This is a genomic window from Komagataeibacter europaeus LMG 18890 (genome assembly GCF_000285295.1).
GTDB classification, from domain to species: domain Bacteria; phylum Pseudomonadota; class Alphaproteobacteria; order Acetobacterales; family Acetobacteraceae; genus Komagataeibacter; species Komagataeibacter europaeus.
Genome location: NZ_CADP01000090.1, coordinates 1 through 10,863 on the forward strand (window position 1 = coordinate 1; position 10,863 = coordinate 10,863).

Here is a 10,863-nt window from a genome sequence, read left to right on the forward strand (position 1 = left end):
ACAGCATCTCCTGTGTCAGGCGGGCTTTCTGTCCCCCGCCATGACGATCCACAAGGCCATCCGGGCCATCCGCATTGAAACGCAGCACCCAGTCACGGATACTCTGACGGTCTGTCCCCGCAAGCAGGGCCGCCTCGCCGCGCGAGGCGCCATCATAAATCGCCGCAAGCGCCAACAGGCGACGCGACTGACCCGCATGCCGGCTTCTGCGCGCAAGGCGTCGCAACTCCGAACTATCATGATCGTCACGCAGGGATAGAGGGCTGCCCATCCAGAATGCCTCCTTCAGAGAATGGTCTGCATCCTATGAATCACATTTTTAAACCGATGGGTACCCCGTGAGTCAGGCCAAACAATGGTTGGTATCACGCGTCAGGTCGCGATCCCTGAAGACATAGATCTGCGCCAGCAGGTCCACGCCCGGCACACGGGACAGTTTTTCCATGGAAGCGATGGAGAAGGTGGAAAAGGCCAACGGAATACCTGCCCGCGCAGCAGCCTGCGCCGCCATGACGTCCCCACCGGCATGCATCATGCCCTGCGAAACCGACCGGCCCCAGCATGAACGGTGCCCCACGGGACCTGCCCAGCCACGTGGACCCGATATCCACCTGCGATACATCGCGCAGGCAGCGCGGAATGATTTTCCAGTCAAGAAAGGCCTGTCGGTTCGCGCGCACGGCGACTTCACCATGCGCGCCCCCGTTCACATAATCACGAAACAGGCGTGGCAGGCGACGGTTGGCCATCTGACACAGGTCGTCAATGCCTGAAAATTCCATCGTCCGTCTTTCTCCACGTCCTTGTTACGTCATGACCTGAAATATCCCTAACCCATTACTTTACAATAATAAAGACCGGGAAAGGGATATGTCCGCCCTATCCGACCTGCGGCAGCGCCACATGCTGGCCAATGGTTGTGACCAGACTGCCATCCGCCAGCAGTTCCGCCGCCTTTTCAATGTCGGGCGTGAACAGGCGATCCTGTTCAAAGAACGGAACATGCGCGCGCAGGACCTGCGCCGCCGCGACCAGTGACTTTGACGAAGACAGGGGCGCCAGGAAATCCAGGCCCTGAACCGCCGCCAGATATTCCACCGCGAGGATGACACGGACATTATCGACAATATCCGTCACCCGGCGGGCAGCGAAGGTTGCCATGCTGACGTGATCTTCCTGATTGGCGGACGTCGGCAGGCTGTCCACACTGGCGGGATGGGCCAGCGTCTTGTTTTCCGACGCAAGGGCCGCAGCCGTGACCTGTGCAATCATGAAGCCTGAATTCAGGCCACTGTCATTGACCAGGAACGGCGGCAGGCCGCTCATCTGCGCATCGACCAGCAGGGCAAGGCGCCGTTCGGCAATGGCCCCGATTTCCGATACTGCAATCGCCATGAGGTCAGATGCGATCGCCACGGGTTCCGCATGGAAGTTGCCGCCGGAAATCATTTCATCCGTATCGGCGAAATGAATGGGGTTGTCAGAAACCGCGTTCGCTTCCAGCAGCAGGATACCCGCCGCATGGCGCAGGCTGTCCAGACATGCGCCCATGACCTGCGGCTGGCAACGCAGGCAGTACGGGTCCTGCACGCGTTCGTCTTCCTCGACATGGGACGCGCGAATGGCTGATCCGTGCATAAGCGCCCGATAGACGCTGGCGCATTCGATCTGGCCACGCTGGCCACGCAGTTCATGCAGGCGTGGGTCGAATGGCGCATCCGTGCCGCGCGCGGCGTCAAGGGTCAGGCCGCCAGTCGCAAGGGCGCATTGCAGCAGGCGTTCGGCGTCAAACAGTGCCGCCAGCGCCAGCGCGGTGGAAACCTGCGTGCCGTTCAGCAGTGCCAGGCCTTCCTTCGGCCCCAGTTCCAGCGGTGACAGCCCGGCCAGGCACATCGCCTCAGCCCCGGCATGCCTTTCGCCATTGATAAAGGCCTCGCCTTCCCCGATCATCACGGCACTCATATGCGCAAGCGGCGCCAGATCACCGGATGCGCCGACCGATCCCTTGTACGGGATGACCGGCACGACACCACGTTCGAGCATGGTGACCAGCAGTTCGACCACTTCCGCCCGGACACCCGAAAAACCACGGGCCAGGCCATTTGCCTTCAGCAGCATGATCAGGCGCACGATACGCGCGGGCATCGGCTCCCCGATCCCTGCGGCGTGGCTGAGCACGAGGTTGCGCTGCAGGTCACGCAGTTTGTCATCGGGGATACGTGTCTTGGCAAGTTTGCCAAAGCCGGTATTGACGCCGTAAACCGGCTCGCCCCGTTCCACGATCCGGGTCACGGAAGCCGCGGCTTCATGCAGGTGCGCCACCACGCCCGCCGCCAGCGCGACATCCGACCCGTCAAGGTAGAACTGGCGCATCTGTGCCAGTGTCAGCTGACCGGGTTCCAGCACCAGCCTGTCTGTTGTTGTCATAATTTCAGCTCTTTCGCGTAATCATGGGCAGGTCGAGCCCTTTTTCATTGGCACAGGAAACGGCGATGTCGTAGCCCGCATCCGCATGGCGCATCACGCCGGTAGCCGGGTCATTCCACAGCACGCGTTCAAGCCGCCGGGTTGCGCCCTCGCTCCCGTCCGCCACGATCACCATCCCGGCATGCTGGGAGAAGCCCATGCCCACGCCCCCACCATGATGCAGGGAAACCCACGTCGCACCCGACGCCGTATTCAGCAGCGCATTGAGCAGCGGCCAGTCCGATACGGCATCACTGCCGTCCCGCATGGCTTCCGTTTCCCGGTTGGGGCTGGCGACGGAACCACTGTCCAGATGGTCACGACCAATCACGATCGGCCCCTTCAGTTCGCCCTTGGCCACCATTTCATTGAATGCGAGGCCAAGACGGTGCCGGTCCCCAAGGCCAACCCAGCAGATACGCGACGGCAGGCCCTGGAACTGGATTTTCTCACGCGCCATATCCAGCCAGTTATGCAGGTGATGGTCGTCCGGCAGCAGTTCCTTCACCTTCTGGTCCGTGCGATAGATGTCCTCGGGGTCACCGGACAGCGCGGCCCAGCGGAACGGGCCGATCCCACGGCAGAACAGCGGGCGGATATAGGCCGGCACGAAACCGGGGAACGCAAAGGCGTCCGTACAACCGGCCTCATACGCCATCTGGCGGATATTGTTACCGTAATCGAAGGTCGGGATACCCAGCTTATGGAACGCCACCATGGCTTCGACATGCAGGCGCATCGACTCCTTTGCCGCCTTTTCCACGGCTGCGGGGTCGGTAATGCGCATTTTTTCCGCCTGTTCCAGCGTCCAGCCCGCAGGCAGGTAGCCATTGAGCGGATCATGCGCCGATGTCTGGTCCGTCACCGCATCGGGGTGGATGCCACGGCGCACCAGTTCGGGAAATACTTCAGCCGCATTGCCCAGCAGGCCAACCGAAACGGGCTTGCCGCTGCGGTTTGCTTCGGCAATCAGTTCCAGCGCCTCGTCAAGGTTGTCCACCCGACGGTCCAGATAGCCGGTCTCCAGCCGTTTCTGGATACGGCCGGGCTGGCATTCCACCGCCAGCATGGACGCACCCGCCATGACTGCGGCCAGTGGCTGCGCCCCGCTCATGCCGCCAAGGCCACCCGTCAGGATCCAGCGGCCCGTCAGGTTGCCGCCATAGTACTGGCGGCCCATTTCAACAAAGGTTTCATACGTACCTTGCACGATCCCCTGCGAACCGATGTAAATCCATGACCCGGCCGTCATCTGGCCGTACATCATGAGGCCAAGCCGGTCGAGTTCGTTGAATTTGTCCCAGTTCGCCCAATGCGGCACGATGTTGGAATTGGCGATCAGCACCCGCGGCGCATCGGCATGGGTACGGAAGATGCCCGCAGGCTTGCCCGACTGCACCAGCAGCGTCTGGTCATCTTCCAGCCCACGCAGACATTCAACGATACGGTCGTAACAGGACCAGTTGCGGGCTGCCCGGCCGATACCCCCATATACAACCAGTTCGGACGGGTTTTCGGCCACTTCGGGGTCAAGGTTGTTCATCAACATGCGCAGGGCCCCTTCGGTCTGCCAGCTACGCGCTGTCAACCGGGAACCATGGGGCGCGCGGATCACGCGGTCGTTTGCCATGCGATCATTACAGGGGGGGGAGGTCTCGGTCATAGCGTCGGATCACCTTGCATGCACTTGTATATATCAATAGTTAGCGCATATCGATTTTGCCCTGTCAATCCATACCCGAAATGATATGATGTTTTCCTGTGGCGACAGATGCGGCCACAACCGCGCGCCAGGGCGCGGACTGCCCTTAACTTCAGCATCGCATATATTTTTTTGTTTCGTTGAGACAGAATAAGTTATGCAAGCAAACGCTATGCATCACTTACGATAGGTCCAGAGCCCCTGCCCGACAGGGAACGCCATATCGTTACGGAGTATATTTCCTGATGGCAGAGACGGTTCCGACAAAAATCGAATCCGCGACCATATACCGTATCCCGCTGGACCAGCGCCACGGACGGCCCCGTGACCTGTTTACGATATGGTTCGGTTCCAACCTGATGATGCTGACGGTCGTGACCGGGGCGCTGGCGACAGGTGTCTTTGACCTGCCTTTCCTGCCCGCCCTTGCCGCCATCATTGCCGGCAACATGATCGGCGCCATCTTCATGGCGCTGCATGCAGCGCAGGGCCCGCGCCTTGGCGTGCCGCAGATGGTCCAGACACGTGGCCAGTTCGGCATTGTCGGCGCCGTGCCGATCACGGCCCTGATCGTCATCATGTATGTGGGCTTTGCCGCGTCCAACCTGGTGCTGGGTGGCGAAGGGCTGCAGTTCATCGTGCCGCATCTCAGCCGACTGGGGGGTATCCTGATCATTCAGGCGCTGTCCGTCATTCCCGCCATTTACGGTTATGGCATGATCCATACGGCCGCACGCATCATGACATGGGTGTGCGGGGTCGCCATCATGCTGTGCCTGTGTCTTGTCGGTTGGGAACATGGCACGGACCTGCTGCAGGCCAGCCACGCCCATATCAGCACGCGTGGCCTGCTGGGCACGATTTCAACCGCCGCCCTGTGGCAGATTGCCTATGCCCCCTATGTATCCGATTCATCGCGTTACCTGCCTCCCGGCCCGGATGGGGAGCGCAAGGCGTTCCATGCCTGTTTCTGGGGCGCCGTGCTGGGATCCGTGCTGCCCATGGCGCTGGGGGCCATGATCGGCCAGTTGGCCAGTGGCCATAATATTGTCGCGACCCTGGGGCAGATGCTGCATGGCGCGGCCGTGCCGGTGCTGTGTGCCCTGTCGCTCAGCATTGCCGTGGCCAACGCGATGAATGTCTATTGCGGCGCCCTGTCCACCCTGACAATCATCCAGACCTTTGTCTCCACGCGCCGGCATCAGAAGGCGCTGCGCCTTGCCATTACATCGGGGCTGCTGACGATCGCACTGCTTATGGCCGTGTTCATGGCCCGCAGCTTCATGACGCTGTACAGCGAATTCCTTGAACTGCTGATGTCGGTCATGATCCCGTGGACCGCGATCAACCTGACGGATTATTACCTGATCCATCGGGGTGAATATGATGTCGAAGCCTTTTTCCACCCGACGGGCGGACGTTATGGTCGCTACAACAAACCGGCCTTCATCTGCTATTTTGTCGGCATCCTGATCCAGATCCCCTTCCTGTCCAATGCCCTGTTCACCGGGCCCATGGCGCGGCTGGTGCATGGGGTGGACCTGTCATGGATTGTCGGTCTTGTTGTCACCACGCCCCTGTACTGGTGGGCAGCGGGGCGGCAGGCACGCGCAGCCCCGGCCGGCCTTGCCGCCACAGCGGATTGAGGGCATTCCCGATCCGCTCCGGTCTTCCCGCCTGTTTACTGTTGCCGGTCTGACAGGATCATATCGGCAGCTTTTTCAGCAATCATGATACAGGGCGCATTGGTATTGCCGCTGACCAATGTCGGCATGATCGAGGCATCGGCAATCCGTAGTCCCGCCATTCCCCGTAATTTCAGGTCCGGGGTCACCACCGCATTTTCGTCCATGCCCATCCGGCATGTGCCTGCGGGGTGGAAGACCGTACTGGCGCTACGCCTGATATAGGCCATCAGTTCGTCGTCAGTCACCACATCGGGGCCAGGCGCCATTTCGCGGCCACGAATGCCGTCAAAGGCCGGGGCGCGTATGATCTGGCGCGCCAGACGGATCCCTTCCCGCAGGACCGTCCCGTCACGGGGATCATGCAGGAAACGGAAATCAATCTGGATATCCTGCGGCCCATTTCGGCCCAGACGGATTTCTCCCCGGCTATGCGGACGCAGCACGCAGGTATGGATGGCAAACCCATGCCCCATTTCAAACAGACGCCCCCGATGGCTGCGGAATCCGGGTACGAAATGGAACTGGACATCCGGCAGGCCATCCGCCAGTGGCGTGCGGGCGAAGCCGCCTGCTTCGACATAGTTGGTTGTCAGCCACCCTTTGCGCCACAGGGCATATTTATGCGGGGAAGACAGGACGGCGGGCAACGATTTCCATGAAAAGCCAAGGCTGCGCGCCTCATCCGACCGCACGGTGACCAGGCCGTCCAGATGATCCTGCAGGTTCTGTCCCACCCCCGGCAATTCATGGATCACGGACAGACCCGCCCCCACCAGGTCATTTCCCCGCCCGATCCCCGATGCCATAAGGATGACAGGGGAGCCAATGGCCCCCGCCGACAGTACGGTTTCCCGTTGGGCGAACAGGCCAAACTGTTGCCCGCCATAGACCACATTGACCCCCAGTATCCTGTGCTGCCGGATAATCAGGGATCTGACCGTCATGCCTGTCATGACATGCAGGTTCGGCCGGTGGCGTATGGGATGCACAAATGCACGATAGGCGCTCAACCGTTTTCCATCGCGCTGCGTGACATTGTAAATCCCCACACCGTCAAGGACGCTGCCGTTGAAATCGGGATTTTCCTTCTGTCCGACCTGTTCGGCCGCTTCGATAAACAGACGTGACAGGGGATTGGCTTCACGCGGGGCGGTGACATCCAGTTCGCCCTGCGTCCCATGAAAGCGGGGATCATGGCCAAGGCAGTCATGTTCCGATTTCATGAAATATTTCAGGACCGAGGCATAGTCCCACCCGGCACATCCCCGTGCTGCCCAGCCATCATAATCCGACCGGTCGCCACGGATATAGATCATGCTGTTCATTATGCTGGAACCACCCAGACCCCGGCCGCGCGGCACATGGATGCGGCGGTTATCCAGATCAGCCTGCGGCACCGAGAAAAACTGATAGGCCAGCTTGCGGCTTTTATACAGGGTCAGGGTGCCGGCGGGGATCTGGATACGGGGCGTGTTATCACCGCCCCCTTCTTCAATCAGGCAGACCTGATTACGCGGATCGGCGCTCAACCGATTGGCCAGCACGCACCCCGAGGATCCGCCCCCGACAATGATATAGTCAAATTCACGAGGAAAGGACGCCTGCCGCATCGATTTACATACCTTGCCTTGTCACAATCATGATAAGAAGCCATCTGAAAACAATTGATTGACAAGAAACAGTAAAAGTTTCCAGCCTCCGCCTTTTCGAAAAAAGCTTCAGCAGAAACCTCCTTATGATTGCAGGATGCTTCCTGATCTGACTTTTCAAACAGCTTCTGATATCATGTATGTATTTCAGATAACTGAAATCGTAATGTTTACCCCATATAGGACAACAACAAAAAACGTACCAGGTGGATAGTCAAAACCTATCCAGACCCACAAAAAAGGGGCCATGCCCGCAGGCATGACCCCTTCATGGAACGCAACCGGATCAGAAGCCCGTGCTGAATGTTCCCAGGCACGCGAAGTTCGGCGCCGTGTAGTACTGCGCGGTGCCCGCGACCGGCCCGGTATTATACACACCGGACAGGTAATGATGATCCGCCAGGTTGATGACGTTCAGACGCAGTGAAGGCGCCTTGAGGAAGCCGATATCCGGCGCGCGGGCACCGATCATCATGTCAACCTGCTTGTGACCGGAAATCTGTTCATCGTTCATGAACGTGCCATATTCCTTGTCCACATATTTCAGCGACACACTGCCAAAGAAACGACCATCGTCATATTGCAGGCCGGCTGCCGCCATCCAGCGTGGCGCGGAAGTCGCCATCTTGCCTGCCGTGTGATAGGTCACGCCATCCATTGTAATGTTGGAATCCTGACGGGCATACAGATATTCAACCGACCCGTAAGGCGTGATGTGATGCCATGGATGCAGCGCCAGTTCACCATCGAAACCGCGCGTCGTCATGCTGCCTGCATCCTGATAATACGGCACGTTACCGATGTATTCGTTAATCTGGTGATGCGAGAAGTTGTAATTGAACAGGGTCAGCGATGCCGTGATCCACTTGTCATGGTACCGTGCACCCACTTCTTCCGACACGCTGTATTCATCATGCAGTTTCTTGTTCGCGGTCTGATACATCCCGCCATCCCACGGACTGTCATACTGGTTGTAGAAAGCGGAACCCAGCGGCAGGCGGTAACTGGTCGTCACGTTGCCGAATACCATGATATTCGGGTTGAACTTGTAGCTGATGGACATGCGCGGCAGCGGCTGTGCCGAATAATAATTGGCGTTGTACTGGGGGCCAGGCTGGTTCAGCGTGCCATTTCGTGCCGCCATGACTTCCTTGAAGCCAACATCCAGCGTCAGCTTCCTGTTCAGGAAATGCATGGTATCGCCAATATACAGCGCATTCGTCTGGGTAATGGTGTGATAGGACCATTCATTCAGCGTGGTGCCATCCTGCTGCCGCAGGTAGCCCGTTGAATTGCCGGACGCATCCAGCCCGCTGAGCGGTTCATCAACATGCATGTCGGTATAGCCATACCAGTACCCGAAGACGAGGTCATGGTTGGCCACCTTGTAATGCAGGGTGGAGTTGAATCCTGTATAGTTTTCCACGCCAATCCAGTTCTGGATTGCCGCGGTCTGACCATCTTCCGAATAATTATTCCCGGCAAGCGGTGAAGAATTGGCTGTCGTTCCGTTATAATACGGCCCGGTTGTCGAAACGGTTGTCACGCCAAAGGGATAGTTCCCGCTGCCATGGTAATAATAGGGTGTTACATCCAGTGTCAGGTTACGCGCCAGCTTGAAATGTGACGGTGCGCTCAGGAAATAGTCGGTCCAGCTGGTGGCATAGGATTTGTAATAATTTGGACTGCCAAAGGTATATTTGCCCTGCATGTCGTCAGGGTTGTTCTTCAGCCCGTACTTGTTCCAGTCGCTCAGGGTCGGGGTGCTGTACCACGCCGTATGTTCATTGTTGTAGGAACCGGACAGGGAAATGTAATTCCCGTCACCCCATTCCTTGATCAGCTTGTAGTCCACATGCCAGCGGTTGTTCCGCCCGGGACCACGCCAGGCGCGACTGGTCAGGTCGGAAAAGGACGCAAATGCCCGCAGACCGGTATTGGCGATATCCCCACTGTCATACCGGATGAACTGGCGGTTCATCTGGTGCGTGCCGTAGCTGACATCGAATTCGCCGCCACGGGTATGCTTAGGTCCGCGCATCTTGACGGCCATGGTGCCGCCAGATGACGTGGTGGTGGGGGTTTCGAGGCTGGGGGCGCCCTGCTGCAGCTGGACGTTATCCATGTTCTCGCTATCCACCCATTCGGACGAATTGGGGGTATAGTCATCCGGATCGTTCATTGGCGCCCCTTCGAAGGTGAAGCCAATTTCCTGCTGGTTCAGGCCGCGGACATTGATATCGGATTCATCACTGACACCAAACGGGTCGCCCATGGACACGTTCGCACCCGGTGACATGGCCACCAGCGCCAGCGGGTTGGACGCGGGCGCCTGCTTGGCAATATAATCATGGGACACGGTACTGACCGATTTCGCCGCCGTTTCGTTACGGATCAGGCCCCCATACGAACGCGTGCGCGTGACACGCAGCTGTTCACCCGCGCCGGTGGCATTGATGCCCGTATTGACTGTCGTGCCCCCCGCCCTGGCAGCCTTCGTCGCGCCACCGGATGCAGTCGTCGCCTTTGCATTGACAGGATTTTTTTGCACGACATCGGCCGCATGGGCCATGTGCAGACGCAGTCCATTAGTCAGGAATGTTGATGACAGTATCATACATACAGTCAAGCCAGTCGAACGTCTGCGCATACTGCCCCCTTAAAAATCATGACAGGAAAATATCTGATTGCATCAGCAACACGCGTCATGCCCGTGTCTGCTGACTTTTCCGGCCCGGGGCCGGCTGCATAACCACATGTATGTACAAGCAGAGATAACATCGTTGTATTATTGTGGTCCCGTAATGGCAAGGCAACAGAATTCCTACATTCCAGACGTCTCTATATGGGCTGTCCATACATTTATCGGGACATGTTGCATTTTAGCAATTATTCTGACTGTTATATCACCATTCGCTGCAATACTTGCCACAAACATTCAGGGCTGCTGTCGCGCCAGCAACAGCAGCCCTGATAAAAAAACCTTATACCAACCGTTGATTGCTATAACCCATGAGCCCAATTGCGCAGTCCGATTGACATGATGCGCCATGGTTGATTGACGAGCTGGTTCCAGGCATGGCAGGCGATATCAACGATATCGTCATAGGTTCTGAAGATCCTGTTTGAGAGCCATGTATTGCGCAGGAACTGCCAGAGATTTTCCACCGGGTTCAGTTCAGGAGCCCGGGGAGGCAGCGGGAGAATGGTGATATTGTAGGGAACATCCAGCTTCTGACTGGTATGCCATGCGGCCTGATCCACAATGAGGACGGCGTGAGCGCCCTGCGCGACCGTGCGTGAAATCTCCGCGAGATGGAGCTGCATGCCGTGCAGGTTGCAGACAGGGAGCACGAGG

Annotated in this window: 8 protein-coding genes and 1 pseudogene; 1 reads left to right on the forward strand and 8 read right to left on the reverse strand. The window is 58.4% G+C overall.

The annotated features are described in order from the left end of the window. From GEU01_RS16765 to hutU, 5 genes and pseudogenes are all read right to left on the reverse strand, one after another. The coding region (locus tag GEU01_RS16765; protein WP_026018770.1) for a helix-turn-helix domain-containing protein at positions 1 to 271 on the reverse strand (271 nt) is incomplete at its 3' end. 72 nt (positions 272 to 343) lie between these two features. Next, positions 344 to 511, reverse strand: coding sequence for an alpha-hydroxy-acid oxidizing protein (locus GEU01_RS26985; protein WP_232272595.1), 168 nt, complete (start codon positions 509 to 511; stop codon positions 344 to 346). 85 nt (positions 512 to 596) lie between these two features. Continuing rightward, positions 597 to 782: pseudogene (locus tag GEU01_RS27600) on the reverse strand (alpha-hydroxy-acid oxidizing protein); the annotation flags it as partial. Positions 783 to 879: 97 nt separating this feature from the next. Further along, positions 880 to 2,427 (reverse strand): histidine ammonia-lyase, encoded by a 1,548-nt coding sequence (hutH, locus tag GEU01_RS16780; RefSeq protein ID WP_019086996.1) that lies wholly within the window; start codon positions 2,425 to 2,427, stop codon positions 880 to 882. A 4-nt stretch (positions 2,428 to 2,431) separates the two neighbouring features. Beyond that, a complete protein-coding gene (gene hutU / locus GEU01_RS16785; RefSeq protein ID WP_198284488.1) occupies positions 2,432 to 4,129 on the reverse strand; it encodes a urocanate hydratase in 1,698 nt (565 codons plus the stop codon). Between the two features lie 284 nt (positions 4,130 to 4,413). Between hutU and GEU01_RS16790 the strand changes: the two genes are divergently transcribed. After that, complete coding sequence (locus GEU01_RS16790; RefSeq protein ID WP_019086998.1) at positions 4,414 to 5,814, forward strand: purine-cytosine permease family protein; 1,401 nt, start codon at positions 4,414 to 4,416, stop codon at positions 5,812 to 5,814. Between the two features lie 35 nt (positions 5,815 to 5,849). On the opposite strand, the gene GEU01_RS16795 is transcribed toward GEU01_RS16790, so the two are convergent. From GEU01_RS16795 to GEU01_RS16805, 3 genes are all read right to left on the reverse strand, one after another. Then, positions 5,850 to 7,466, reverse strand: coding sequence for a GMC family oxidoreductase (locus GEU01_RS16795; RefSeq protein ID WP_019086999.1), 1,617 nt, complete (start codon positions 7,464 to 7,466; stop codon positions 5,850 to 5,852). A gap of 325 nt (positions 7,467 to 7,791) precedes the next feature. Then, positions 7,792 to 10,077 (reverse strand): TonB-dependent receptor, encoded by a 2,286-nt coding sequence (locus GEU01_RS16800; RefSeq protein WP_019087000.1) that lies wholly within the window; start codon positions 10,075 to 10,077, stop codon positions 7,792 to 7,794. 431 nt (positions 10,078 to 10,508) lie between these two features. Continuing rightward, the coding region (locus GEU01_RS16805; protein WP_019086449.1) for a transposase at positions 10,509 to 10,863 on the reverse strand (355 nt) is incomplete at its 5' end.